This is a genomic window from Streptomyces sp. SAS_272, assembly GCF_052543235.1.
On record NZ_JBMNDR010000035.1, the window covers coordinates 1 to 25,006 of the forward strand.

General features: G+C 73.6%; 22 protein-coding genes. 8 read left to right on the top strand and 14 right to left on the bottom strand.

Annotation, left to right across the window (positions count from 1 at the left end; genetic code table 11):
• Positions 1-176 precede the first annotated feature (176 nt).
• Positions 177-1,256, top strand: a complete 1,080-nt coding sequence (locus tag ACN6LD_RS20595) for a PucR family transcriptional regulator (RefSeq protein ID WP_445043941.1) — start codon at positions 177-179, stop codon at positions 1,254-1,256.
• Positions 1,257-1,284: 28 nt separating this feature from the next.
• Here ACN6LD_RS20595 and ACN6LD_RS20600 read toward each other — a convergent pair whose 3' ends face one another.
• Positions 1,285-1,770, bottom strand: a complete 486-nt coding sequence (locus ACN6LD_RS20600; protein ID WP_445043942.1) for a cation:proton antiporter regulatory subunit — start codon at positions 1,768-1,770, stop codon at positions 1,285-1,287.
• A 196-nt stretch (positions 1,771-1,966) separates the two neighbouring features.
• Here ACN6LD_RS20600 and ACN6LD_RS20605 point away from each other — a divergent pair, with 196 nt between their 5' ends.
• Together ACN6LD_RS20605 and ACN6LD_RS20610 are read left to right on the top strand one after the other, a co-directional pair.
• Positions 1,967-2,407: a hypothetical protein gene (locus ACN6LD_RS20605; RefSeq protein WP_319197379.1), complete on the top strand. Its 441-nt coding sequence runs from the start codon at positions 1,967-1,969 to the stop codon at positions 2,405-2,407.
• Positions 2,408-2,869: 462 nt separating this feature from the next.
• Positions 2,870-3,553 carry a HemK2/MTQ2 family protein methyltransferase gene (locus ACN6LD_RS20610; RefSeq protein ID WP_319197381.1) on the top strand — a complete coding sequence of 228 codons (684 nt, stop codon included), beginning with the start codon at positions 2,870-2,872 and terminating at the stop codon, positions 3,551-3,553.
• Positions 3,554-3,665: 112 nt separating this feature from the next.
• Here ACN6LD_RS20610 and ACN6LD_RS20615 read toward each other — a convergent pair whose 3' ends face one another.
• Entirely contained in the window at positions 3,666-5,009 is a 1,344-nt protein-coding gene (locus ACN6LD_RS20615; RefSeq protein WP_445043943.1) for a hypothetical protein, read from the bottom strand.
• A gap of 113 nt (positions 5,010-5,122) precedes the next feature.
• On the opposite strand from ACN6LD_RS20615, the gene ACN6LD_RS20620 reads away from it, so the two are divergent.
• Both ACN6LD_RS20620 and ACN6LD_RS20625 read left to right on the top strand, forming a co-directional pair.
• On the top strand, positions 5,123-6,442 hold the full coding sequence (locus ACN6LD_RS20620) for a molybdopterin-dependent oxidoreductase (RefSeq protein ID WP_445043944.1): 1,320 nt from the start codon (positions 5,123-5,125) through the stop codon (positions 6,440-6,442).
• Between the two features lie 58 nt (positions 6,443-6,500).
• A complete protein-coding gene (locus ACN6LD_RS20625) occupies positions 6,501-6,806 on the top strand; it encodes a hypothetical protein (RefSeq protein ID WP_445043945.1) in 306 nt (101 codons plus the stop codon).
• 77 nt (positions 6,807-6,883) lie between these two features.
• Here ACN6LD_RS20625 and ACN6LD_RS20630 read toward each other — a convergent pair whose 3' ends face one another.
• The 3 genes from ACN6LD_RS20630 to ACN6LD_RS20640 are packed head-to-tail and all read right to left on the bottom strand — an operon-like array spanning position 6,884 to position 9,104.
• Entirely contained in the window at positions 6,884-7,744 is an 861-nt protein-coding gene (locus tag ACN6LD_RS20630) for a class I SAM-dependent methyltransferase (RefSeq protein ID WP_319189421.1), read from the bottom strand.
• Positions 7,741-8,358: a TIGR04282 family arsenosugar biosynthesis glycosyltransferase gene (locus tag ACN6LD_RS20635; RefSeq protein ID WP_445043946.1), complete on the bottom strand. Its 618-nt coding sequence runs from the start codon at positions 8,356-8,358 to the stop codon at positions 7,741-7,743. Before ACN6LD_RS20635 ends, ACN6LD_RS20630 begins: the two co-directional genes overlap by 4 nt.
• Positions 8,355-9,104 (bottom strand): glycosyltransferase family 2 protein, encoded by a 750-nt coding sequence (locus tag ACN6LD_RS20640; protein ID WP_319189461.1) that lies wholly within the window; start codon positions 9,102-9,104, stop codon positions 8,355-8,357. The genes ACN6LD_RS20635 and ACN6LD_RS20640 overlap by 4 nt, the downstream gene beginning before the upstream one ends.
• A gap of 126 nt (positions 9,105-9,230) precedes the next feature.
• Between ACN6LD_RS20640 and ACN6LD_RS20645 the strand changes: the two genes are divergently transcribed.
• Positions 9,231-9,992 carry a response regulator transcription factor gene (locus tag ACN6LD_RS20645; protein WP_319189424.1) on the top strand — a complete coding sequence of 254 codons (762 nt, stop codon included), beginning with the start codon at positions 9,231-9,233 and terminating at the stop codon, positions 9,990-9,992.
• Between the two features lie 2 nt (positions 9,993-9,994).
• Entirely contained in the window at positions 9,995-11,107 is a 1,113-nt protein-coding gene (locus tag ACN6LD_RS20650) for a sensor histidine kinase (protein ID WP_319189426.1), read from the top strand.
• A gap of 30 nt (positions 11,108-11,137) precedes the next feature.
• Here ACN6LD_RS20650 and ACN6LD_RS20655 read toward each other — a convergent pair whose 3' ends face one another.
• The 9 genes from ACN6LD_RS20655 to ACN6LD_RS20695 form a co-directional block, all read right to left on the bottom strand.
• On the bottom strand, positions 11,138-12,139 hold the full coding sequence (locus ACN6LD_RS20655; RefSeq protein ID WP_319189427.1) for an NAD-dependent epimerase/dehydratase family protein: 1,002 nt from the start codon (positions 12,137-12,139) through the stop codon (positions 11,138-11,140).
• Positions 12,140-12,191: 52 nt separating this feature from the next.
• Positions 12,192-12,605 carry a SpoIIE family protein phosphatase gene (locus ACN6LD_RS20660; protein ID WP_445043947.1) on the bottom strand — a complete coding sequence of 138 codons (414 nt, stop codon included), beginning with the start codon at positions 12,603-12,605 and terminating at the stop codon, positions 12,192-12,194.
• 315 nt (positions 12,606-12,920) lie between these two features.
• The gene (locus ACN6LD_RS20665) at positions 12,921-13,676 is read right to left on the bottom strand and encodes a hypothetical protein (RefSeq protein ID WP_319189430.1); all 756 of its coding nucleotides are present in this window, start codon (positions 13,674-13,676) and stop codon (positions 12,921-12,923) included.
• A 164-nt stretch (positions 13,677-13,840) separates the two neighbouring features.
• Positions 13,841-16,513 (bottom strand): SpoIIE family protein phosphatase, encoded by a 2,673-nt coding sequence (locus ACN6LD_RS20670; protein ID WP_319189432.1) that lies wholly within the window; start codon positions 16,511-16,513, stop codon positions 13,841-13,843.
• A gap of 135 nt (positions 16,514-16,648) precedes the next feature.
• Positions 16,649-17,722: a LacI family DNA-binding transcriptional regulator gene (locus tag ACN6LD_RS20675; protein WP_445043948.1), complete on the bottom strand. Its 1,074-nt coding sequence runs from the start codon at positions 17,720-17,722 to the stop codon at positions 16,649-16,651.
• A gap of 237 nt (positions 17,723-17,959) precedes the next feature.
• Positions 17,960-18,682 carry an L-ribulose-5-phosphate 4-epimerase AraD gene (gene araD / locus ACN6LD_RS20680; RefSeq protein ID WP_445043949.1) on the bottom strand — a complete coding sequence of 241 codons (723 nt, stop codon included), beginning with the start codon at positions 18,680-18,682 and terminating at the stop codon, positions 17,960-17,962.
• Between the two features lie 43 nt (positions 18,683-18,725).
• Positions 18,726-20,243: an L-arabinose isomerase gene (araA, locus tag ACN6LD_RS20685; protein WP_319189437.1), complete on the bottom strand. Its 1,518-nt coding sequence runs from the start codon at positions 20,241-20,243 to the stop codon at positions 18,726-18,728.
• A 79-nt stretch (positions 20,244-20,322) separates the two neighbouring features.
• Positions 20,323-22,014 (bottom strand): ribulokinase, encoded by a 1,692-nt coding sequence (gene araB, locus ACN6LD_RS20690; RefSeq protein WP_445043950.1) that lies wholly within the window; start codon positions 22,012-22,014, stop codon positions 20,323-20,325.
• A gap of 123 nt (positions 22,015-22,137) precedes the next feature.
• Positions 22,138-22,350, bottom strand: coding sequence for a carbohydrate-binding protein (locus tag ACN6LD_RS20695; RefSeq protein ID WP_319189441.1), 213 nt, complete (start codon positions 22,348-22,350; stop codon positions 22,138-22,140).
• Positions 22,351-22,819: 469 nt separating this feature from the next.
• Between ACN6LD_RS20695 and ACN6LD_RS20700 the strand changes: the two genes are divergently transcribed.
• Positions 22,820-24,946 carry a glycoside hydrolase family 36 protein gene (locus tag ACN6LD_RS20700; protein WP_445043951.1) on the top strand — a complete coding sequence of 709 codons (2,127 nt, stop codon included), beginning with the start codon at positions 22,820-22,822 and terminating at the stop codon, positions 24,944-24,946.
• Positions 24,947-25,006 lie beyond the last annotated feature (60 nt).

A 25,006-nucleotide genomic window follows, 5' to 3' on the forward strand; every position in this document is an offset into this window, starting at 1 on the left:
CCCGGAGAGCTACGCGGCCGGACTGCACCTGTGCGGTGCCATGCTCTGGCTCCGCAGCATCACACCGCACAGATGATCCGAACTTCAGACAGGACCTAGGACCCCCTGACGGCGGAGCCCCTTCGCGACAGGGAGATAATCCGCGGGCGAGGACGTCCGAGCCGAACGGGGAGGCCATGACCGACTGCACCACGCCCGAGGCGTTCCTCGACGGCTTCCAGCGGATGCTCGCGGACGCCGCCGGCACCGGCCGCCGTCTGACCCGCGAGGAGATCCGGTCCCGGCGTGCGCACGGCGCCCGGGCCGCCGAAGCCGGACACGACTGGCGCAGCCTCGTCAGGGCCCACCTCGCCGCCGGCCGGGAGGGCTGGCCGCGCGGGGCCGACCCGGCCGGCGTCCTCACCGTCGTCGAACAGGCCCTGGACGCCTTCGCCGACGGCTACGAGAGCGCGCAGCGCCTCGTGATCCGCAAGGAGGAGGCCGCACGCCGCGAGTTCATCGACGACCTGCTGCACGGGCGCGGGGACCCGGGTCAACTCGCCGAGCGCTCCGAGCGGTTCGGCCTGCGCCCCTCCCGCGCCCATGCGGTCGCGGTGGCCGAGGGACCCGTCGAGTACGACGAGTCGGACCCCGTCCCCCGCCGGGTGGCGGACGAGCTGTTCGGCCGCTTCGAGAACCGCCGCATCCTGTTCACCACCAAGCACGGCCGGATGGTGTGCATCGCCCCCGGCGACCAGGACGAGGTTCTCACCCACTTCGCCAAGCAGGCCCACGCCGCGGCCATGGGGCAGGTCCAGGTCGCCGTCGGCAGACCCAGGCCGGGCCTGGGCGGCATCGGCCACAGCTACGAAGAGGCGCTGAACGCCCTGGACGTGGCCCAGCGCATGGCCCTCGACGAGCCGCTGCTGCGCGCCGCCGACCTGCTCGTCTTCCCCGTCCTGGCCCGGGACCGGCAGGCCCTGGTCGATCTGGTCCACAGCGTCCTCGGGCCGCTCGAACGGGCCCGCGGCGGCGCCCAGCCGCTGCTCGCGACCCTGACGGCGTACTTCGACTCCGGGTGCGTGGCGGCGGCCGCCCCCCGGCAGCTCTCGCTGAGCGTGCGCGCCCTCACCTACCGGCTGGCACGCGTCCACCACTTGACCGGCGCCGACCCCGCCGACCCCGGCCACCGCTACACGCTGCAGACCGCGGTCATCGGCGCCCGTCTGCTCGACTGGCCCGCCAAACCCCTGCATCCGACCGGCGTGTCGTCCTGACGTCCCCGCGCGGGGCAGGCCGGCCGGCTCACTCGCGTTCGAGGATCGCGGCGGCCGCGTCCACGCCCTCCCGGGTGCCGATCACGATCAACGTGTCCCCGCCGGCCAGCCGGAACTGCGGCGTCGGCGACGGGATGGCCTCGGCGCGGCGCAGCACGGCCACGATCGAGACACCGGTCTCGGTCCGCATCCGGGTCTCCCCGAGCAGCCGCCCGTTCCAGTGCGACGTCGCCGTCAGCTCGACGCGTTCCGCCACCAGACCCAGCTCGGTGGTCGACAGCAGGCTGGGACTGTGGTGCGTCGGCGTCATCGCGTCGATGAGCGCCGCAGCCTCCCCGGAGGTCAGGCGCACCGACAGCGCGCAGGCGTCCGGATCGTCCTCCCGGTAGGCGTTCAGCGTTCGTGCTCCGTCGCGATGCGCGACCACCGAGACACGGCGCTGCTCCCGTGTGGTCAGGTCATAGCGGACGCCGATGCCCGGCAACGGCGTACTGCTCAGGCGCGGAGCCCCCACGACTGCCCCCAGTCTGGATCGAGCGTGCTGCGAACGTTGTCGGTCCAGCCTAGGCCGTGCCGGGCCGGACGGCGGAAGCCGGGCTCGGCGCCCCGGCGACCGGGTGGGAGAATCCGTTCAGGTCCACGCTGCCGTGGGGCCGGCGCTGCGCCGGCCGGGGTCCCTTCGGTACAGGGGCCGGAAGGACGCGTGGAACATGATCGAGTGGGTGTCCCTCAGGCAGGGCACCAGGCCCGTGCCCCAGCCCCTCGCGACACCCCTGGTGTGGGCGACCGCCTGCGTCGGCGCGCTGACGCTGGTGACGGTGCAGCACATGCTCGTGGGCTCCGACCGCCCCGGGCTCGCCCTGGCCGCGCTGTCCCTGCTGGCCGGTCTGCTCGGTCTGTGCGCCCGCTTCACCGCGGCCCCCGGTACGGCCCTGCTGTGCTGGCTGACCCTCAACGGCTTCGCCGTTCCGCCCGTCGGCACCCTCACCTGGACCGGCCACCGGGACACGTTCTGGCTCACCTGCCTGTGTGCCGCGACCCTCGCCGGCACGGCGGCCGCCCGGATCGGCCATGCCCGGGCCGCCTACCGCCGTATCGCGTCCGCTGCCACGACGGCCGCGGACCCGGAGGACGAGCGGGACGTCGTCTGATCCGCTCTCCCAGCCGTCCGCACCGGCGGCGCCGTGGTCCGCTCGCACGTCGAGACGCCGGCGTCCAGGGTCGAGGCCGGCGCACCCCCGAGTGAGCGGCGCGGATCCGCGACGTGCCGGGCGCGTCGATGCGCGGGCCGCCGACCTCCTCGGCGCGGCCGACCGGCTCCTGTCCACCGTCCTGCACGGCGTCGAGGGATCCCCTCGGGCCACCGCCGCGGCGGGCGGGCGCCGGACCGACCCGTCCTCTTCGTGCCCGTCGGGCCGCGTCACGCGGCCTTCCTCGCACGTGCCGCCGTCCGCAGACCGCCGTCGGGTTTCCCGGGGTTTCGCTGCTCACACCCGCCGTCGGACCGGCCGCGAGGGGCGCGAGGGGCGTGTGTGGAGCAGCGGCGAGTGGGCACTCAGTGGGGCGGAGCGACGCGCCCCGCACGTGGAGCGCCCTGCCGAACGGAGAACGCGATGACGGCGGAAGCATGGGCGCCGCAGGCGCCTGCCCGGGCCTTCACCCCGCCGGGTGTGTACACCCCTCAGGGGGACACCCGGCTGCTGACGCGCGCCCTGTCCCGTGAGGACATCGGCTCCGCCACGGAGGTGCTGGACCTGGGCACCGGCTCCGGGGCCCTCGCCGTTCAGGCCGCACGGCTGGGCGCCCGGGTGACGGCGGTCGACATCTCGCGGCTGGCCGTGCTGACCGCGCGGTTCAACGCGCTGCTGGCCGGCCAGCGGGTCCGCTGCCTCCGGGGCGACCTGTCCGCGGCCGTGCCGGGGCGCTCGTACGACCTGGTCGTGAGCAACCCGCCCTATGTTCCGTCGCCCGCCACGGCGCTGCCGCACCGGGGTCCGGCGAGGGCCTGGGACGCGGGTCGGGACGGGCGCGTGTTCATCGACCGGATCTGCGCGGAGGCGCCCGCCGTCCTGAATCCCGGCGGCGTGCTGCTGCTCGTGCACTCGAGCCTGTGCGGCACCGGGGCCACTTTGAGGCGGCTGGCGGACGTCGGACTGCGCGCCGCGGTCACCGACCGGGCCACCGTGCCGCACGGACCGGTACTGCGCTCCCGCCACCGGTGGCTCGTCCAGCAGGGCCTGCTGGAGGACGGCGAGAGCCGCGAGGAGCTGGTGGTGGTCCGCGCCGAACGCGCGTGACGCCTGTCCCGCGCGGTACGGCGCGGCCATCCGGTGCACGGTCCCGGTGCGGTCGGCTGCGGTCTGCTGCTCGGGCACGGCGCGTTCCCGTTTCGCGCGAGACGAAGTCGCTCTACCAGCCCGTCAGCAGCAGGTGGTTGACGAGCAGCGCGAGCACGACCTGCGCGGCGAGCCACGGGCGGGGCCGGGGCAGCAGAGCGCACGCGGCGAGCAGCCACTGGGCGAACGGCAGCCAGATGCGCTCGGTCTCCGCCTTGCTCATCCCGGACAGATCGGCGATCAGCAGCGCGGCGAGCGCGGCGGCGACGAGCAGGGCGAGACGGGAGTCGGGGGAGGCGCCCCGCACGTCCACGAGCTGCGCTCGGGACCGGGGGAACGCGCCGCCGGCGCGTCGCAGAGCGGCCACCGTGGCCGGACCCACGATCAGGACCGTGCAGGCGAGGTTGGCCCACACCCAGTAGCCGTAGGGCCGGACGCCGCCGGCGCCCTGGTAGTAGCGGTCGACCAGCAGCCGGTACGCCTCCCACCAGTCGAAACCCTCCAGAGTGAACGCGAGCGGGACGACGGCGGCTCCGGCGACGACGTACGGCAGCAGCCGCAGTCGCCCGGGCCCGCCGAGCAGCAGGACGGCGGCCCCGATCACGGCGAACAGGGTGAGGCCGTAGGAGAGGTAGCAGGTGAGCCCGAAGAGAAGTCCCGCGGCGAAGCCGGCCCGGCGCGGCCGGTGTCCGGTGACCGCGAGGGCGAGGAAGGCGATCGTCCAGGCGGCGACCGCCGCGAAGTAGCCGTCGGCGGAGGTGCCCGTCCATACCGCGGCCGGCGCCGTCACCAGGAACGGCGCCGCCCTGCGGGCGTGGCCCTCGCCCACGAGAGCCCGTACGGCGACGAGGACCGCCGCGCCCGCCGACGCGCCGACGGTGATGCACCAGAGTCCGGCCCAGCCTCCGCCGCCGAGACCCACCCGGTCGAGCAGGACGAAGGTGATCGGCGCCGCGGGCGGGTGACCCGCCACGTGCGCGGGCCAGTTGTCGGGGGACTGGAGCAGGATGTGGTGGGTGAAGTCCCGCAGGGTGGCCGGGATGTCCTGGAAGCGGTCGATGACCCGCAGGTACTCGTGCCGGGTCGTGAGCCGGCCGGCGATCCCGCGCTGCCAGCCGTCGACGAGCGCCAGGGACCCGATCCAGGCCGTCGCGGCGCCCCACACCGACCAGAGCAGCGTCCGCCAGCGCAGCCGGGCCGCGACGGCCGGTCCGTAGGCGACGACGGCGACCGCGACGACGATCGCCGCCGGGGTGCCCGGCCCGACGTGCGGCTGCCAGGTGGCCAGCAGCGGGGGCCAGTTCACCCGTAGGGTCCCGTGGTCCCGCTCGATCGCGGTACCGACGAGCACGGCGGCCGCGACGAGCAGCGCAGCTGCCACCGTCGCACCCAGGTCACGGAGATGATCACGATTCACAGGGGAACGCTAGGCCGCCGCGGGCCCGCCGGCGCCGCCGAGCCCGCGGACGTCAGCGTTTCGTCATGTGTCGAAGGGCCCGTTGCCCGGCCCCCTCGGCCTACGGTCGGCGCATGTCACGGTTGCCCACCCTGCCGTCCCTGTCCGCCTCCCCCCGCCTGCCGACCTCTCCCCGGTTCTGGCGCAGTCCGCTGCGCGGTCCCTGGTTCACCTCCGTCCTCGGCGTCGTGCTGCTCGGCGGGATCACCGTGCTCTTCGTGACGGGGCTGCTGTCGTACGCGGCGTACAACCCGGATCTCTCGCCGGTGAACGACAAGACCCCGGACAAGGGGCTGCTCGGCTTCTACCTCTTCGCGTGGCCGACGGATCCGCCCTGGCTCTACCGGCTCAGCCAGGGCGTCCACGTCACCCTCGGGATCACTCTGATCCCCGTCCTGCTCGCGAAACTGTGGTCGGTGATCCCCCGGCTGTTCGCGCTGCCGCCCGCGCGGTCGCTCACCCATGCGCTGGAACGCCTGTCGCTCCTCCTGCTGGTCGGCGGCGCGCTGTTCGAGTTCGTCACCGGTGTGCTCAACGTCCAGCTGGACTACGTCTTCCCGGGCTCCTTCTACCCGTTGCACTTCTACGGTGCGTGGGTGTTCTTCGCCGCCTTCGCCGTTCACGCGGTGCTGCGCACACCGGCCGCCGTACGCAACCTGCGCCGGCTGCGGGACGAGCCGGAGCCTCCTCGCGACGGGCCGGAGCCTGCTGCGGAGGAGGCCGCCCGCGGAGCGGAGGTCTCGCTGGCCGCGCCGCGTCCCGCGGAACCCACGGTGACGCGGCGGGGCGCGCTGTGGCTGGTCGGAGGCGGCTCCCTGCTGCTGTTCCTCACGACGGCGGGGCGGAGCTTCGACGGGCTCGCCCGGCGGACGGCTCTCCTCGCGCCGCACGGGGGCGCGGAGCCGGGCAGCGGCCCCGGCGGCTTCCAGATCAACAAGACGGCGGCGTCCCGGGGGATCGTCGCGGCCGAGACGAGCGCGGACGCATGGCGGCTGACCGTCACCGGGCCCGCCGGAACCGTCCGGCTGAGCCGGGCCGAGCTGCTGGACCTCCCCCTGCACAGTGCGGCGCTGCCCATCGCGTGCGTGGAGGGCTGGTCCACCTCCGACCAGTGGTGGCGGGGCGTGCGGCTGCGCGATCTCGCCGCGCTGGTCGGCCACGACGCGGACGCGGCGCCCGACGTCCTGGTCGAGTCGCTCCAGCGGAGCGGGGCCTTCCGTCGGGCGGCGCTGCGCGCCAACCAGGTGCGCGATCCGCGCTCCCTGCTCGCCCTGGACGTCAACGGCGAGCCGCTGACCCCCGACCACGGATTCCCGGCCCGGATCATCGTGCCCGCCGCGCCCGGCGTGCTGAACACCAAATGGGTCGCCCGGCTGACGTTCGGCGAGCTGTGACGACGCCGGTGGAGCGAGCTGTCCGGCGAGCTGTGAACACCCCGGTGAGGAGACACCAGTGAGGCGACCTGCGAGGCGACACGACGCGACGGCGGGCAGCCGTCCGCCCGGTGCGAAGGCGAGCGGCGCCCTGCCCGGGGCGCACGCCGCCGGCCCGTTCCCCCTGCTGCTTCTGGCCTGCTCGTTCGCGCTGGCCGGCTATGCGGGTGTGCGGCTGCTGGCGGACGACTGGTTCGCGGTGGCCCTGTGGTTCGTGGGCGCGGCGCTCCTCCACGACCTGGTGCTGCTGCCGCTGTACGCGATGGCCGACCGTGCGGCCGTGAGGTCGCTCGAGGCGGCCGGCCACCGCACGTGGGCCCTGTAGGTGCGGGTGCCGGCCGCTCTGTCCGGGCTGCTCCTGCTGGTGTGGTTCCCGCTGATCAGCGGGCGGGTGGAGCAGCGCTACCGGTCGGCGACCGGGATGTCCGCGGACGGGTTCCTCGCCCGCTGGCTGCTGATCACGGCCGTGCTCTTCGGCGGTTCGGCGCTGCTGCTCGCGCTGCGCCGGCGGTCGGGGCTGCGCAGGGCGACGAAACAACGGCCGCCCGCCGACCACTGATCGGCGGCCCGCCAGCCCGACGCGCCGGTGTGCCGGAGCAGTGCCCGGGTGCCGAGCCGGGCCCAGGGGAACGGGGCGCCCGCGCCGCCCCGGACGTCGACGAGGCGGACGCTGATGCGCTCGTCGACGTCCACGGGGGCCGTCTCGGCGATCAGCAGGCCGCCGGGGAGGAGGGCTCCGGCGAGCCTGGCGAGCAGGGCGCCCGCGTCGCCGCCGATGCCGAGGTTGCCGTCGACGAGCAGGGCGGTGCCCCAACGGCCCTCTCCGGGGAGCGGCTCGAAGACCGAGCGTCGCAGCGCGGGGCCGCCGAGCCGGACGGTGTGCCGGACGGCGGCCTCGCTGACGTCGATGCCCAGCGCGGTCCGGCCCCGCGACGCGAGCTCGGCGACCAGCCGTCCGGGGCCGCAGCCGACGTCGAGGACGGCGCCCTCGCAGCGGTCCAGGACCTGCCGGTCCACGGCGTCGGCGCGCCCGCACCAGCGCTCCACGTCCAAGGGAAGCAGCCAGCCGTCCCCGCGGCGCAGGAAGAGCGGCCCGCGGCCGGACCGGAGGGCCTCGGCGTACGGGTCGGCGCGGGACCAACCGTGCTCCGCGCCCTCGCGCGACGCTGTCCCGTGGGCCGGTGTCTCGCGCGTGGCCGGCGCGTTCGTGACCGTCTCGTTCGTCATCACGTGGTTCGTCGTCGCCTCGTGGGTCGTGGTCATCGGCTGCCGACCGTGCGGAGCCGGGTCAGGGCGGCGGCGAAGCGGCCGTTCGGGGCGTCGGCGACGACGGCCTCCGCGTCGGCGGACGTGTCCACGTCCCGCAGGCGCGGCAGATCGCGCACGCGCAGTCCGGCGGCGACGAGCCGGGCGCGCTGCACCGCGCCGGTGGCGGCCGTCGACATCGGGACCCCGCGCAGCAGATCCGGGTCGGGGCGGACCAGCCCGAGCGCCCAGAAGCCGCCGTCCTCGGCGGGGCCGAAGCAGGCGTCGTACCCGTCGAAGTCCACGGTGAGCAGCTCCGGTGTCACCTGGGGGGTGTCCATCCCGATCAGCAGGGCCGGGCCGTCGCATCCGGCGAAGGCCGCGGCGAGCCGCTCGTCGAGACCGCCCGCGCACTGCGGTACGACGTCGAAGCCGGGCGGCAGCCACGGTCCGCTCTCCCCGTCGAGCACGAGCACGCGACGCTCGGCGGGTGTCGCGGCGACCGTGCGCAGGGTGTCCTCGAGGGCCGCCTCGGCGAGCGCGGCGGCCTCGGCGGGCGTGAACGGAGGGGTCAGGCGGGTCTTCACCCGGCCCGGCCGCGGTTCCTTGGCGACGACGAGCAGGGTGGTCATCGGCGGAGGCCTTCCTGCGCGGGCACGGCAGCCGGAGCGGGATCCGGGCTCGCCACGGGCGCCGATGCCGGCGTCGGGGGCTCGGCCAGCACGCGGCTCATGTCGCGCACCGCCTGCCAGGTGCCGCGCCAGGTGCCCGTCACCTTGGACGCGCCGGACCGCGGCAGATACGGGACGTCGTGCTCGGCGACGCGCCAGCCGGCGTCGGCGGCCCGCACGACCATCTGCAGGGGGTAACCGCTGCGTCGGTCGGTCAGACCGAGCCCGAGCAGCGCCTCACGGCGGGCGGCGCGCAGCGGACCGAGGTCGTGCAGCCGCAGACCGGTGCGGCGGCGCAGCATCCGCGCGAGCGCGATGTTGCCGGCCCGGGCGTGCGCGGGCCAGGCGCCACGGCCCTGCGGGCGTCTGCGCCCGAGGACCAGGTCGGCCTCGCCGCGTCGCACCTCGCGCACGAACGGCACGAGCAGCGCCGGGTCGAGTGAGGCGTCGCAGTCGCAGAAGCACACGATGCCGGCGGTCGCGGCGCTCAGCCCGGCATGGCAGGCGGCGCCGAAGCCACGGCGCGGCTCCTCGACGACGACGGCGCCGAGGCGCCGGGCGATGTCCGCCGAGCCGTCGGTGGAACCGTTGTCCACGACGAGCGCACGCCAGCCGGAGGGAATGCGGGCGAGCACCCAGGGGAGCGCCTCGGCCTCGTTCAGACAGGGGAGGACGACATCGACGTCCTCGAGCGGGGGAGGGGTCATCACGTCTCTCACCCTACGAACGTGAATCAGGCATTTCGGACTTCGGCTCCTTACGAAACACGGACGTCGACGCGGGACCGGGGCCGCGGGACGACGCGGGGCGGCCGACGGTGCGAGGCTGGCCGTATGGAACAGCAGCCGTACGAGCAGGCCGCGGACGCCCCCGCGAGCCGAGGGGCCCAGGGCGCCCGGGCCCGGGTCCTCGTCGTCGACGACGACCCGACCGTCGCCGAGGTCGTCGCGGGGTACCTGGACCGCGCCGGATACCTGGTGGACCGGGCGGGTGACGGGCCCTCCGCCCTCGCCGGCGCCACCGCCCACTGGCCCGACCTGGTGGTCCTCGATCTGATGCTGCCCGGCATGGACGGCCTCGAGGTGTGCCGGAGGCTGCGCGGCCGTGGCCCCGTCCCGGTCATCATGCTCACCGCCCGCGGCGACGAGGACGACCGCATCCTCGGCCTGGAGGTCGGCGCGGACGACTACGTCACCAAGCCGTTCAGCCCCCGGGAACTGGTGCTCAGGGTGGAGTCCGTGCTGCGCCGCAGCCGGCCCGAGGCGGGCGTCCGGTCCCTCGGCGCGGCCGGACTCACCCTCGACCCGGCGGCCCGCCGCGCCACCCGAGGCGGCGCCGAACTGGCGCTCACCCTGCGCGAGTTCGACCTCCTCGCGTTCTTCCTGCAGCATCCCGGCCGGGCGTTCAGCCGCGAGGACCTGATGCGGGAGGTGTGGGGCTGGGACTTCGGCGACCTGTCGACCGTCACGGTGCACGTCCGGCGGCTGCGCAACAAGGTCGAGGACGATCCGGCCCGGCCCCGTCTGATCCAGACGGTGTGGGGCGTCGGCTACCGCTTCGACCCGGCGGCCTCCGCCGGACCCGGTGAGGAGTGACCGTGCGCGACACCCTTCTCATCGCCCTGTACGCCCTGCTCGGCGCCGGCGCGGCCGGGCTGCTCGGCGCGGGCGCCCTGTGGCTGCTGCGCCGCCGGTCGCTGACCAGTTCGCTCACCGTGGTCGCGGCCGTCGCCGTGACCGCCATGCTCGCGGGCACCCTGGCGGTGGCGCAGGCGATGTTCCTGTCCCCGCACGACCTGAGCGTGGTCACCACGGTGGCCGCGATGGCAGCCGTCGTCTCCCTGGGCACGGCGTCGGCGCTCGGCCGCTGGGTGGTCGCCCGCAGCCGCGAACTCGCCCTCGCGGCCCGCTCCTTCGGTGACGGCGGCGACTTCACCGCACCCGACGGACCGGCCACCGCCGAACTCGCCGCACTGAGCCGGGAGCTGGAGGCCACCAGCGCCAAACTCGCCGAGTCCCGGGAGCGTGAGCGGGCTCTGGAGTCGTCCCGGCGGGAACTCGTCGCCTGGATCTCGCACGATCTGCGCACCCCGCTCGCGGGCCTGCGCGCGATGTCCGAGGCGCTGGAGGACGGCGTCGCCGCCGACCCCGGCCGTTATCTGCGCCAGATCCGCACCGAGGTCGAACGTCTCAACGGCATGGTCGGCGACCTCTTCGAGCTCTCCCGCATCCACGCCGGCGCCCTCGCCCTGTCTCCGGCCCGGATGTCCGTCTACGACCTGGTCGGCGACGCACTCGCCGGGGCGTACCCGCTGGCGTACGAGCACGGCGTGCGGCTGGTGGGGGACCGGGTGGAACCCCTGCCGGTGGAGGTGGACGGCAAGGAGATGAGCCGGGTCCTCGGCAACCTGCTGGTCAACGCGATCCGCCGGACTCCCGCCGACGGCACCGTCATGGTGGCCGCCGAACGCTCGCCCGACGGCGTGGTGCTGTCCGTCTCGGACAGCTGCGGCGGCATCCCCGAGGAGGACCTCGCCCGCGTCTTCGACACCGGCTGGCGCGGCACTCACGCCCGGACACCCCCGGCGGGCGCCGGACTGGGTCTGGCGATCGTCCGCGGCATTGTGGAGGCGCACCGGGGCCGGGCCACCGTGCACAACATTCCCGGCGGGTGCCGTTTCGAGGTGGTGCTGCCCGCGGCAGCTTCATGACACAGGCAGCACCACCGGCCTTGTGCGGTCCTACGCGTCGCGCATACCCGCCGACGCGAACTCCCGCATGCCTTCCGTGAAGCCGACCTGCGGCTTCCAGCCCAGCTCAGCCCGCAGCCGGGACGAGTCCGCGGTGACGTGCCGGACGTCCCCCAGCCGGTACTCGCCGGTCACGACCGGCTCGGGTCCGCCGTGGGCCGCGGCCAACGCCGCCGCCATCTCGCCGACGGTGTGCGGCTCACCGCTGCCGGCGTTGTACGCGGTCAGCGTGCCGGCGGCCGGATCCGCCTCCAGAGCGGCCGCGTTGGCCGCCGCCACGTCCCGTACGTGCACGAAGTCCCGTCGCTGCAGCCCGTCCTCGAACACGCGCGGCGCCTCGCCGCGGGCGAGCGCCGAACGGAAGAAGGAGGCGACGCCGGCGTACGGGGTGTCCCGGGGCATCCTGGGCCCGTAGACGTTGTGGTAGCGCAGCGACACCGCCGACCCGTCCGTCGATCGCGCCCACGCGGCGGTCAGATGCTCCTGGGCGAGCTTGGTGGCGGCGTACACGTTGCGCGGGTCGGCCGCCGTGTCCTCGCCGACCAGCCCGGGGGACAGTTCCCGGCCGCACTGCGGACACCGCGGCTCGAAGCGCCCGGCCGCCAGGTCGGCGACGACCCGGGGGCCCGGCCGCACCACGCCGTGCCGTGCGCACGCGTACCGCCCTTCCCCGTAGACGACCATCGACCCGGCCAGCACGAGCCGCCGCACGCCCTGCGCGGCCATGGCCGTCAGCAGGACGGCGGTGCCCAGGTCGTTGCGGGAGACGTACTCCACGGCATCGGCGAACCCGGTGCCCAGCCCGACCATGGCAGCCTGGTGGCACACCGCGTCCACCCCCGCCAGGGCGCGGGTCACGGCCTGTTCGTCGCGCACGTCCGCAGCGGGGTCGGCCCGCACATCGAACACGACGGGTTCGTGCCCGCGCGCCCGGAGCGCCTCGACCACATGGGACCCGATGAACCCGGCACCGCCGGTGACCAGTACACGCATGGCTCCACGTTAGGGCGCGGACCTGCCGAGACCCTGCTCCGCGCCCGCAACGTCATGACTCCGTAAGAGTCAGTCGAGGGCCTGCCCGACCCGTGGCGGACACCCCGCCTCGGCGAGCAGACACGGGGTGAGTGCCGCGATGCGGTCCTGCGGCCGGTCGTGGCTGTGGGCCGGCAGGCGGGTTGCGGCCGGCGCAGCAGCTCGTCTGGCGGCAGGCCCCCGACAGCGCAGTCGCCGGTGCAGGGGGTGGAACGCGCCGCCGAAATCGCCCGTCTCGGTGAACGCCGTCCGTGTACAGCAGGAGTCGGTCACCGGGCCGGAAGGCGTAGTCCTCGACGTCGTACGGGTCGCTCACCAGCATGCCGAGGTCGAGCGGCGGGGCCGACCGACCCCGGTCGAGTTCGCGCACCCCGTCCGGCTCGATCAGCAGAAGGACGACGACGTACAGCAGCGGCGGCCTGCGCACTCACGCCGCAGGCGCGGGCGGTCGGTTCCGCGCCGCCACGTCGGTCACCGGCCCCCTGCCGGGGTACGCGTGTGTCACCCTCGCTCCTGCGCGCCACCCGGTGGGCGTGGCGTGCAGGCGGGCGGCGAGTCGCACCGTCGGGGTTGCGCGGCCTTCGCACAGCGGACTCCTGTCACACGGCCCGGGCAGGAGGTCCAGCCTGCTGTGCGCAGCCGCGGCACACCGGCGATTGCTCCACCTCGCGGCAGGTTCACCGCGCGGGCCCACTCCGCCGCCGCCCCCGTCGGCAGGCTGAGCGGAGGTGAGCCGGACGAGTCAGACGGTCGCCGGCTCCTTCTCGTCGGCGGCGTCGGCGGGGACGGACTCCGTCGAGTAGAAGACGGACTTGCCCTGCTTGCTGCGACGGACCTGCCCCTTGGCCACCAGGGCCTCCAGCGTGCTGCGCACCACCGTGATCTTGACGCCGCGTTCCGGGTGGGCGCCGGTCAACGCCTCGGTGACTTCGAGGGCCGAGCGCGGCGCACCCTCACGGGTCAGGTGACCGACGACGAGATCACGCAGCGTCGGACCGTCGCCGGCCTTGGACGCCTGCTTGGCGGCGGGCGCCTTCTTGACCGCCGAAGTCGAAGCCGAAGCCGACTTCGACGCTGCCGAGGCCTTGGACGACGGCGCGGCCTTCGAAGACGACGCCGGCTTCGCCGACGACACGGCCTTCGCCGACGACGCGGCCTTCGGCGAGGAGGCGGCCTTGGCGGACGACGCCGCCTTCCTGGCGCGCACCTTCTTCTTCGACTCACCGCCCTGCGCGGCGGAGGGCGCGGCCTGACGGGGCACGGAAGCCGTGGGCGTGCTCGGGGAAGCCGCCTCGCCCGCCTCCTCGGCGCCGCCGAGCGCCTGCTGCATGTTGACCAGCAGAGCGTGGTCGTGCCGCAGTGACTCCAACTTCTCCTGCAGCGCGGTCACTTCGCTGCTGAGCCGGTCCTGCTCCTCGGTGTTGTGCTTCAGGTCGTCGGCCAACCGGGCGGCGTACAGCGGCCTGAGGCTGGTCTTCTCGTCATGGTTGTCGGCCACGAGGGCCTCCTTGGAGTGATGTGCTGTGGTTTTGCCGAATAGTACTCACCGCACTCATCACCGCGTCGCACATGCGCACAATCTCCCGCGACCCGACAACCCACGACCCCGCAACCCACATCCCGCGACCGCACTGCCCGCAGCCGCGGAAGCCGAGTGAACCCTCACCGCCGCACGGGCAGTTGCTGCTCGGTCCAGATGACTTTGCCCTCGGGTGTGTAGCGCGTGCCCCAGCGGTCGGCGAACTGGGCCACGAGGAAGAGTCCGCGGCCGCCCTCGTCCATGCCGGCGGCGCGGCGCAGATGCGGGGAGACGCTGCTCCCGTCGGACACTTCGCAGATCAGGCTGCGGTCACGGATCACGCGCACGGTGATGGGCCCGGTCGCGTACCGGATGGCGTTGGTGACCAGTTCGCTGAGAATCAGTTCCAGGGTGAACGCCTCCTCGTCGAGTCCCCAGCCGCGCAGCAGACCGCCGGCGCAGGCCCGCACCCCGGAGACGGCCGCGGGATCGGACTCCACCTGCCAGACCGCGGTCCGGTCGCCGTCGAGCAGTCGGGTGCGGGCGACGAGCAGCGCGACGTCGTCGCGCGGGGCGGTGGGCAGCAGGGCGTCCATCACGGCCTGGCACATCTGTTCAGGTGTGCGTCCGGCGTGTGCGACGACGCCGCGCAGCCGTTCGATCCCCTCGTCGATGTCCCGCTGCCGTTCCTCGAGCAGGCCGTCGGTGTACAGCACGATGCTGCTGCTCGGCGGCAGTTGGATCTCCGCCTTCTCGTAGGGCAGTCCGCCCAGTCCCAGCGGCGGTCCGGCAGGCACCCCGGCCAGCCGGGCCCGGCCGTCCGGGTGGACGACAAGGGGCTCCAGGTGACCGGCCCGGGCCATGGAGCACCGACCGGACACCGGGTCGTAGACCGCGTACAGGCAGGTGGCGCCGGTCAGTGTCGGGGTGTCGCCGTTCTCGTCGTCCCGGTCCTGGTCGATGCGGGTGACGAGCTCGTCCAGATGCCAGAGCAGTTCGTCGGGAGGCAGATCGAGCGTCGAGAAGTTGTGGACGGCGGTGCGCAGTTGCCCCATGGTGGCGGCGGCGTGCAGCCCGTGCCCCACGACGTCGCCCACCACGATGGCCACCCGCGCCCCCGGCAGGGGGATGACGTCGAACCAGTCACCGCCGACGCCGCCGCCGATGCCCGCCTCGGCCGGCATATAGCGGTGCGCCACCTCGACGGCGCTCTGCTCGGGGAGCGCGTGCGGGAGCAGGCTCCGCTGCAGGGCGACGGCCGTGGCGTGTTCGCGGGTGAAACGACGGGCGTTGTCGATGCTCACCGCCGCACGGGCCACGAGCTCCTCCGCGACCGAGAGGTCCTCCTGGTCGAACGGCGTGGGTTCCCGCGACCGCCAGAAGGTCGCCACCCCGAGGATCACTCCTCGCGCCCGCAGCGGAGCCGCGATCATCGAGTGGATGCCGGAGGCGACCAGCGCGCGAGCGCGGTCGGGGGCCTGCACCTGCCAGCCGGAGAACGCCGCCATGTCGGCCTCCAGCACCATCCGCCCCGAACCGAACCCGGCGGCCTGCGGCGTCGAAGGGTCGAAGTGGATGAGCTCACCGGTCGGGTACAGCGGTGTGCCCGTGCGCACGCCGTGCAGCGCCACCCGACGCAGCTCCGCGATGTCCGCCAGGTCGGGTTCCTCTCCGCGCAGCACGGCGTCCGCCAGGTCGACGGTGACGTAGTCGGCGAACCTGGGCACGGCCAGTTCGGCCAGTTCCTCCGCCGTGCGCGTCACGTTCAGGGTGGTGCCGATGCGCAGGCCGGCCTCGTACAGCAGGCTCAGCCGCTCCTGGACGACCTCCACGCGCCCGACCAGGGCACTGAGTTCCGTCGTGTCCCGCAAGGTGGTGACCGAGCCGCCGGGCCCGGGCAGCTGCTCCATGGGGCGCTGGCTGACCGCCAGCAGCCGGGTGCCGACCTTGATCACCCGGTCGGTGGCCGTCGTGCCCGACAGCAGGAGCCGCTCGGCCCTCGGCTCCAGTCCGAGGCTGCCGACGGGCCGCCCCTCCACATCGGCGTCGAGTCCCAGCAGGCGCCGTGCCTCGTCGTTGGCCAGGAGCAGCCGGCCCTGCTGGTCGATGATGAGGACCCCCTCGCGCACCGCGTGCAGGACGGCGTCGTGGTGCTCGTACATGCGGGTCATCTGCGCCGGACCGAGGCCGTGGGTCTGACGGCGCAGCCGCCGGCTGATCAGCGCGCTCCCCGCGGTGGCCGCCGCGAGCACCAGCGCCGTCGCCCCCAGGACGAGCGGTACCTGCCGGTCGGCCGCCACACTCACCCGTTCGACGGTGATCCCCGCGGAGACCAGCCCGACGATCTTCCCGCTCGGGTCCTTGACGGCGACGACGGTCCGCACCGACCGGCCCAGCGTCCCGGTGGTCGTCTCGGTGACGACTCCGCCGTGCTGGGCCTTGGTGATGCTGCCGATGTAGTGCCGGCCGATCTGCGCGGGGTTGGGATGGGTGTAGCGGATGCCGTCGACGCTCATCACCACGACGAAGTCCACGCCGGAACGTGCGCGGGTCTGCTCGGCCTGCAGCTGCAGGGCGGCGGTGGGGTCGGGTCGGCTCAGGGCCTGGACGACCGAGGGGGAGGACGCGACGGCGGAGGCCACCGCGAGGGTGCGGTTGCGGGCCTCGCGCTCGGCGTCGGTCCGGGACTGCAGCAGCAGGGCGGCGACCGCGGCCGCCACCAGCACGAGGATGATGAAGACCTGCAGAACGAACACCTGGCCGGCGACGGTCCGTAGTCCCTGCCAGGACCGCAGACGACCGGGCCGTCGATCCATAGCCTCCATCTAACCGCGGCTGGTACCCGCCATCACCCCGGAACGCCGGGGTTCGGTGAACTCGTGACACACGGCGTCCTGCTGTGCACTCACGGCGCACCACCCGTTCCGTGGGGCGCGGCCGCGCCTCACGGGTCAGCCTCCGACGGGCCCCGAGCTCTCGCGGACGATCAGGTCGGTGCCGGCGAAGGTCGGCTCGGGGGGCCGGTGGCCGCTCTCCAACTGGCCGAGCAGCAGGCCGAAGGCGTCGCGGCCCAGCCCCTGGAAGTCCATCCGCACGGTGGTGAGGGAGGGCGTGAGGAACGCCGAGTGCGGGGCGTCGTCGAAGCCGATGACGCTGACGTCGTCCGGCACCTTCCGTCCGGCGTGGTGCAGGGCGCGCAGCACGCCCAGCGCCAGGTCGTCGTTGCCGCACAGGATCGCGGTGATCTCCGGGTCGTCCGCGAGTCCGCGCCCCTCGTCGTAGCCGACCTGTGCGTCCCAGCCCGCGCCGCCGTGCGGGTCGGGCGGGGTGACGCCGGCCGACTCCAGGGCGGCGCGCCAGCCCTGGGCGCGGGGGCCTTCGGGGCGCCGGGCGCCCACGGACGACGGGATGGCGAGGTAGTGGACGGTCCGGTGTCCGAGCTCCAACAGGTACGCGGTGGCGGCCCGGGCGGCCTCGCGGTCGTCGGCCCACACCGCGGGACGGGGAGGGGTCCGGCCGGGCGGCGGGGCTTCCACGACGGCGGCGCACGGCACGTCGGCCGGGGCCCGTTCCAGTGCCGCGGCGCCGAGCGGGTCGAAGCCGATGACCATCAGCCCGCCGCCCTCGGCCGCCGCCGAGGACATCGTGCGGTCGAGGTCGTCCTCGGGCGTCAGCACTTTCACCCCCAGCGCGTATCCCGCGGCGCGGGCCGCTTCCTCGAGGCCCTGGAGGGTGGCCGCGTAGCCGTGGAGGGTCGTGTTGGACGTCAGGACGGTGATGGACCGCGTCACGCCGCTGGCCAGGGCGAACGCGGTCGGGTTACGTCGGAATCCCAGGCTCTCGACGGCCGCCTCGACACGGCGGCGCGTCTCCTCGCGGACGTTCGGGTGATTGTTGATCACCCGGGAGACGGTCTGGTACGAGACGCCCGCGGCCCGTGCGACATCGCGAATGCTGGCGGCCTTCCGCGGCTCCCGTCCGGAGCCTGAGCGGTGGGCGGGGTTCGTGTGACCGGTCACATCCATCTCTTGAGTGTCAGCGGTCACAATGCCGCGCGTCAAGTGACGGGAAAGACCGGAGCCGACGTCCGTGCGAGGTATGTCGACGTCCGTGCGACAGGTATATCAGGGAAGAGGGCCGTGGGCCGCGCCTCGGCTCGGGCCGCCGGTCAGCCGGACGGCCGGCCGACCGGTGGGTCAGCCGGCCGGTCGACCGACGGGTCGTTCAGTCGTTCTCGGTCGGTGGGTGGGTCGGTGGGTCGGTCAGGAGGGCGTGGGCGCCGGGTTGCCGTAGTAGGCGTCGGGGCCGTGCTTGCGGGTGTAGTGGCGGTTGAGGAGGTGCTGGGGCGGCGGGGCCGTCGGGGACAGCGCGAAGGTGTGCAGGGCGATGTCGGCGACGGCTTCGCAGATGATGGCGTGCTCGAGTGACTTGCGCGCGGTCGGTCCCCAGGTGAACGGACCGTGGTTGGCCACCAGGGCCGCGGGCACCTCGACGGCCCGCTGGTCGTCCTCCTCGAGCAGGTCCACGATGACCCGCCCGGTGTTGTACTCGTAGTCCTTCGCGCACTGCTCGGCCGTGAGGTCCGGGGTGACCGGAATCGGCCCGTTGAAGGTGTCGGCGTGGGTGGTGCCGAGCACGGGGATGTCGCGGCGGGCCTGGGCGAAGGCGACGGCGCGGGTGGAGTGGGTGTGGGTGACGCCGCCGATGGAGGGGAAGGCGAGGTAGAGGCAGCGGTGGGTCTCGGTGTCGGTGGAGGGCCGCAGGTGCCCGTCGACGACCGCGCCGTCCGACAGGCGGACGGTCACCAGGTCGTCGAGACCGAGGTCCTCGTAGGGGACCCCGGAGGGCTTGATGACGAAGACGCCCGTCTCACGGTCGACGCCGCTGACGTTTCCCCAGGTCAGCGTCGCCAGGCCGACCTGAGGGATGGTCAGGTTGGCGTCCAGCACCTCTTGCCGCAGACCGTCGCGTACTCGTACGGTCATCGGCTGCCTCCTTGCATACGGATCAGAGCCATGACGTTCGCCCTCACAGCGCCTGGGCGAGACGGTGGTAGGCCGCGTTCCAGCGGACTTCCTTGGCGAACTGCCCGGTGTCGGTGTTCTCGTCGATGGTGAGGAGTTCGACGCCGGTCATGGCGGCGTAGTCGGTGAGCGTCTCCAGGCCCACGGCCGAGCTGAGCACGGTGTGGTGCGGGGCGCCGGCGAGCAGCCAGCTCTCCGCGGACTCGGCCAGCGAGGGGCGGGGCTCCCACACGGCGCGGGCCACCGGCAGGCGGCGCAGCGGCTCGCTCGGGGAGATGACGTCGACGACGTTGGCGGTCAGCCGGAACCGGTCGCCGAGGTCGGAGAGACCGACGACGACGGCAGGGCCCTCGGCGGCGTCGAAGACGAGGCGGACCGGGTCCTCGCGGCCGCCGATGGAGAGGGGGTGGATCTCGGCGCTGGGGCGGCCGGCGGCGATGGAGGGGCAGACCTCGAGCATGTGGGCGCCGAGGACGCACGGCTTGCCGGGGCCGAGGTGGTAGGTGTAGTCCTCCATGAAGCTGGTGCCGCCGGGGCTGCCGACGCCCATCACCTTCACCGTGCGCAGCAGGGCGGAGGTCTTCCAGTCGCCCTCGCCGCCGAAGCCGTAGCCGTCGGCCATCAGGCGCTGCACGGCGATGCCGGGGAGCTGGCGCAGGCCGCCGAGGTCCTCGAAGTTCGTGGTGAAGGCGGTGAATCCGCCCTCGGTGAGGAAGGTGCGCAGGCCGGCTTCGATGCGGGCCGCGTACAGCAGGGAGTCGTGCTGGTCGCCGCCGGGGCGCAGGGCCTCGGCGACGTCGTAGGAGTCGGTGTACTCGGCGGCGAGTTCGGCGACGTCCTTGTCCGCGACGGCGTCGACGACGGCGACGAGGTCGTTGACGCCGTAGGTGTTGACGGAGAACCCGAACCGCAGCTGGGCCTCGACCTTGTCGCCCTCGGTGACGGCGACGTCGCGCATGTTGTCGCCGAAGCGCGCCAGCCGCAGCGTGCGCGCGCTGTGGCGGCCGACGGCGGCGCGGGCCCAGGCGGCGACGCGGCGCACGACGCGGGGGTCGGTGGCGTGACCGGCGACGATCTTGCGGTCGACGCCGACGCGGGACTCGATGTGCCCGAACTCGCGGTCGCCGTGGGCGGCCTGGTTGAGGTTCATGAAGTCCATGTCGATGCTCGGCCAGGGCAGCGACAGGTTGTACTGGGTGTGCAGGTGCAGCAGCGGCCGGTCGAGGGCGCTGAGTCCGGCGATCCACATCTTGGCGGGGGAGAAGGTGTGCATCCACACGATCACGCCCACACAGGTGTCGGAGGCCGATGCCTCCTGGCACATCCGGCGGATCGCGTCGGCGTCGGTCAGCACCGGCTTCCACACGATCCGGACCGGGATCTCGCCCGGGTGACCCAGCGTCTCGGAGATGCTCCGGGACTGCTCGGCCACCTGCTGCAGCACGTCGTCGCCGTACAGGCCCTGGCTGCCGGTGAGAAACCAGACCTCGTGATCGGGGTAGGGCGTGGCGTTGGCTTCCATGTCGGACGTTTCCTTTCGGGAATGAAGACCACAGAGCAGAAGGCGGTGACGGCGGTCACCGCGCAGGGGGACTACGGAGTCAGGCGGAGGCTTCGGCGCGGATGGCACGCAGTCGGTGCATGACCTCGTTGGCGCCGCGGCCGAAGTAGTCGTGCAGCTCCCGGTACTCGGCGAACAGGCGGTCGTAGGCCGCCGCCCGCTCGGGGTCGGGCTGGTAGACCGCCGGACGGGCCTTGCCCATGGCGTGGGCGGCGGCCCTGATGTCCGGGTACGAACCGGCCGCGACCGCCGCGTGCATCGCCGCGCCGAGGGCCGGTCCCTGCGTGGAGTCGATGACGCCGAGGGGCAGGCGGGTGACGTCGGAGTAGATCTGCATCAGCAGCGCGTTCTTCGTCAGACCGCCCGCGATGATCAGCTCGCGCACCGGCACGCCGGAGTTCTCGAAGGCCTCGATGATGGTGCGGGTGCCGAAGGCGGTGGCCTCCAGCAGCGCCCGGTAGACGTCCTCGGGGCGGGTGGACAGCGTCAGGCCCACGATGATGCCGCTGAGGTCGTGGTCGACCAGGACGGAGCGGTTGCCGCTCTGCCAGTCCAGCGCGATCAGTCCGTGCTCGCCGATCTTCTGCTCGGCCGCGAGCGCGGTGAGGTGCTGGTGCGCGTCGCGTCCCAGCGCGGCTGCCTCCTCGGCGTACGACGCCGGGAAGCCGGTGCGCACGAACCAGCCGAAGATGTCGCCGACGCCGCTCTGCCCCGCCTCGTAGCCCCACAGGCCCGGCAGGATGCCGCCGTCGACGACGCCGCACATGCCCGGCACCTCGGCCCACTGGTCGGAGCTCATGACGTGGCAGGTGGAGGTGCCCATGATGGCCACCATCCGGCCCGGCTCGACCGCGGTCGCGGCGGGCGCCGTCACATGCGCGTCGACGTTGCCGACGCACACGGCGATGCCCTCGGGCAGGCCGGTCCAGGCCGCCGCCTCGGCGGTCAGCCGCCCCGCCAGGTCGCCGAGCTGCCCGATCGGGTGCTCCAGCTTGGTCGTCACGAAGTCGGCGAAGTCGGGGTTGAGCGCCGCGAGGTACTCCGGCGACGGGTAGACGCCGTCCTGGAGCTGGCCCTTGTAGCCGGCGGTGCAGGCGTTGCGGACGTAGGTGCCGGACAGCTGCCAGACGATCCAGTCCGCGGCCTCCACCCAGCGCTCGGTGCGGGCGTAGATCTCCGGGTCCTCCTCGAGGAGCTGCAGCGCCTTCGCGAACTCCCACTCCGAGGAGATCTTGCCGCCGTAGCGCTTGATCCACGGCTCCTTGCGCTCGGCGGCCAGCGCCGTGATGCGGTCGGCCTGGGCCTGGGCGGCGTGGTGACGCCACAGCTTGACGTAGGCGTGCGGACGGCCGGTGAGCTCGGGCAGCTCGCACAGGGGGGTGCCGTCTGCGAGCGTCGGCACCATCGTGCACGCGGTGAAGTCCGTGCCGATCCCCACCACCTGCTCGGGGCGGACTCCCGAGCGGGCCAGCGCCTCGGGCACCGCGATGCGCAGGACGTCGATGTAGTCGCTGGGCACCTGCAGCGCCCAGTCCGGCGGCAGAGCGGTCCCGTCGGGCAGCTGCCGGTCGAGCACGGCGTGCGTGTACGCGTGCTCGGCCGCGGCGAGCTCGGCGCCGTCGGAGACCCGGACGACCACGGCCCGCCCGGACAGCGTGCCGTAGTCGACTCCGATGACGTAGGTGTCGGGACGGGACTCTTCCCCGCGCTCGTCCTGGATCTCGGCGTTCACCACCGGACCGCCCTTCTGTTCGGTATGACAATCAACGTTCGGTATTGCGGATAGGGGAAAGGTAACTGGTGGTGTGGAGGATGGGGAAGGCCGGGGCCCGTGAAGACCCCGGCCGAGGTGACGTCAGCCGTTCGGCGGCGCGACGGTCACCCTGTCGATATCGGACGCATGCTTGGCGGAGTTTGCGAAGGCGACGGTGTTGACGCCGGCCTTGAGGGCGACCGGGACCGGCAGGTCCCAGAAGTTCGTCTGCACCGCCTTGTCGTTGAGGTTTCCGCGATGTTCCAGCAGGCCCGGTCGGCGTAGACCTTGTTCCGCTCGAGCATGGACGTCCACTGGATCATCTGTCCCGGCACGCACCGGTCGCGCCGGTTGCCGTACTCGTTGACGCTGGCCGGCGGCAGCTCGGGGATGCCCGCGGAGGCTTCCAGGGCCCGGTAGGCGGCCGGGGCGGACTCGAAGCTCGACAGCGAGCCGGGGTCGAGCTCGTGCCAGGTGGTGACGTCGGGCAGGACGCCGGCGGCCTTCGCCTCAGGGGAGAAGCCGCCCATGAGCCGGGCGTCGTAGTGCGTCTCGTCGGACCCGTCGATCCTGGCGTCCGGGATGATCGACCGGATTGACCGGTCACTGACATGCGAGGATTGTGAGCGGTCACAACGTGAGCGTCAAGAGACTGGAACCAGGGATTCACTCCTCGGTCACCCCGGCCGGCGCGGCGGACCCGTCACCCCCCGAGCGTGAACGGCCGGCTCGGCGTCCACGAGAACCACCGCAGGACCGAACCGTCCCGGAAGGGGAAACTGCCTTGACCACTGCCGTCGCGACAGACGAGAGGTCCCGTATCTGGTCCCGTCCGGAACTGGGACTGCACGCCGTGGTGGACGCCGAGGGATCGGTGCGACTGGGCAGACCCGGCCAGGACCGGGCCTGCCTGGTCCCCCTCGTCGAGGTGACCGCCACCGGCCACGGACGCCGGTGGTCGGGCGAACGCTTCATCGAGACGTCCGTCGGCGAACGCCTGGCCTACCGTGGCCATGAGACGGTCCACGAGGGCGGCCGGGAACGCACGACGATCCGGCTGGCGGACCCCGTGACCGGTCTCGCCGCCCACGTCACCCTCGAGGCGGGCGGGGGCGGGGCGGTTCCCGGCGCCGGTTTCCTGCGGGCCCGGGTGCGTCTGGTCAACGAGGGCGCCGCGCCGCTGCGGCTGGAGAGCGTGACCACGCTGACCCTCGGCGGCATCGCCGACGCGGACGGATCGCTCGACGGTCTCACCCTGCACTGGGCCGACAACGACTGGCTCGCCGAATGCCGCTGGCGGCAGGCCCCCTACCGCGAGCGGGTCGTCCCGCTGAGCCGGTCCGCCCACGGCCACGAGGGACGCGGCTGCTTCGAGCGGTACTCGCAGGGCAGCTGGTCCACCGGCCGCCACCTCCCCGTCGCGGGCCTCACCGACCGGGACGGACGGGCGTGGCTGTGGCAGATCGAGTCCAGCGCGGGCTGGCGCTTCGAGACCGGTGAGCGCGAAGGATCCGCCTACGTCGCCCTGTTCGGCCCCGACGAGGCCCACCACCAGTGGCACCACACCCTCGCGCCCGGCCAGGAGTTCCACACCGTGCCCGCCGTCCTCGTCAGAACGGAGAGCGGCGGGCTGGACGCAGCCTTCGGGATCCTCACGGACCACCGCCGCGGCATACGCCGAGACCACCCCGACCACCGCGCGCTCCCGGTGATCTACAACGACTACATGAACACCCTCATGGGCGACCCCACCACCGAGAGGCTGCTCCCGTTGATCGAGTCCGCGGCCGACGCCGGCGCGGAGGTCTTCGTCATCGACGCCGGCTGGTACGACGACGACGCCCAGGGCTGGTGGGACGCCGTCGGCGCCTGGGAAGCCGCCGCCGACCGCTTCCCCGGCGGCATCGGAGAGGTCCTGGACGCCATCCGGCAGCGCGGTATGACGCCGGGGCTGTGGCTGGAGCCCGAGGTCGTGGGCGTGCGCAGCCCGCTGGCCCGCACACTGCCGCCCGAGGCGTTCTTCCAACGGGGCGGGGTGCGCGTCACCGAACACGGACGGCACCACCTGGACCTGCGGCACCCCGCCGCCCGCGCCCATCTCGACCGGGTGGTCGACCGGATCGTCGGCGACTGGGGCGTCGGCTACCTGAAGCTCGACTACAACATCAACATCGGCCCCGGCACGGAGGGCGGCACCGGCGACGGCCCCGAGAGCGCGGGCGCGGGACTGCTCGGGCACCACCGCGCCCACCTCGACTGGATGGCCTCGCTGCTCGACCGGCACCCCCGTCTCGTCCTGGAGAACTGCGGATCGGGCGGCCTGCGCATGGACTACGCGCAGCTGACGGTGACGCAGCTGCAGTCCACCAGCGACCAGCAGGACTTCCTGCGCTACCCGCCGATCGCCGCCGCGGCCGCCACCGCCGTCACACCCGAGCAGGCGGCGGTCTGGGCCTACCCCCAGCCGGAGCACAGCCTCGACGAGATCGCCTTCACCCTCACCGGCGCGCTCCTCGGCCGGGTCCACCTCTCGGGATTCCTCGACCGCATGGACGACGACCGGTTCGCCCTCGTGCGCTCGGCGATCGGCGTGTACAAGGGCATCCGGGGGCAGATCGCCGGCGCCCACCCCTTCTGGCCGCTCGGGCTGCCCTCCTGGGAGGACGCCTGGCTCGCGCACGGGCTTCGGGGCCGGGAGTCCACCTTCCTGACGGTGTGGCGCCGGGGCCCCGGCGGGGAGCGGCGCGCACTGTCCCTGCCCCACCTGCGGGGCGTCCGCCTGGCGCCGGAGGCGCTGTACCCGGCCCCCTCCGACGCCACCGCCCGATGGGACGCCGACGCGGGCGTCCTCACCGTCCGCCTGCCCCGCCCCGACACCGCCGTGCTGCTGCGATGGGACGCCGCGCACTGAGGCGTCCCCCGGGGAAGGGGCGGGCCGGCGCCACGCACCTGCCCGCCCCCGCCGAACGGC

Coding starts and splice junctions, on each gene's coding strand:
- ACN6LD_RS20595 (WP_445043941.1), top strand. CDS start 177: ATGACCGACTGCACCACGCCCGAGGCGTTCCTCGACGGCTTCCAGCGG.
- ACN6LD_RS20605 (WP_319197379.1), top strand. CDS start 1,967: ATGATCGAGTGGGTGTCCCTCAGGCAGGGCACCAGGCCCGTGCCCCAG.
- ACN6LD_RS20610 (WP_319197381.1), top strand. CDS start 2,870: ATGACGGCGGAAGCATGGGCGCCGCAGGCGCCTGCCCGGGCCTTCACC.
- ACN6LD_RS20620 (WP_445043944.1), top strand. CDS start 5,123: ATGTCACGGTTGCCCACCCTGCCGTCCCTGTCCGCCTCCCCCCGCCTG.
- ACN6LD_RS20630 (WP_319189421.1), bottom strand. CDS start 7,744: ATGACCACGACCCACGAGGCGACGACGAACCACGTGATGACGAACGAG.
- ACN6LD_RS20635 (WP_445043946.1), bottom strand. CDS start 8,358: ATGACCACCCTGCTCGTCGTCGCCAAGGAACCGCGGCCGGGCCGGGTG.
- ACN6LD_RS20640 (WP_319189461.1), bottom strand. CDS start 9,104: ATGACCCCTCCCCCGCTCGAGGACGTCGATGTCGTCCTCCCCTGTCTG.
- ACN6LD_RS20645 (WP_319189424.1), top strand. CDS start 9,231: ATGGAACAGCAGCCGTACGAGCAGGCCGCGGACGCCCCCGCGAGCCGA.
- ACN6LD_RS20655 (WP_319189427.1), bottom strand. CDS start 12,139: ATGCGTGTACTGGTCACCGGCGGTGCCGGGTTCATCGGGTCCCATGTG.
- ACN6LD_RS20670 (WP_319189432.1), bottom strand. CDS start 16,513: ATGGATCGACGGCCCGGTCGTCTGCGGTCCTGGCAGGGACTACGGACC.
- ACN6LD_RS20675 (WP_445043948.1), bottom strand. CDS start 17,722: ATGGATGTGACCGGTCACACGAACCCCGCCCACCGCTCAGGCTCCGGA.
- araD (WP_445043949.1), bottom strand. CDS start 18,682: ATGACCGTACGAGTACGCGACGGTCTGCGGCAAGAGGTGCTGGACGCC.
- araA (WP_319189437.1), bottom strand. CDS start 20,243: ATGGAAGCCAACGCCACGCCCTACCCCGATCACGAGGTCTGGTTTCTC.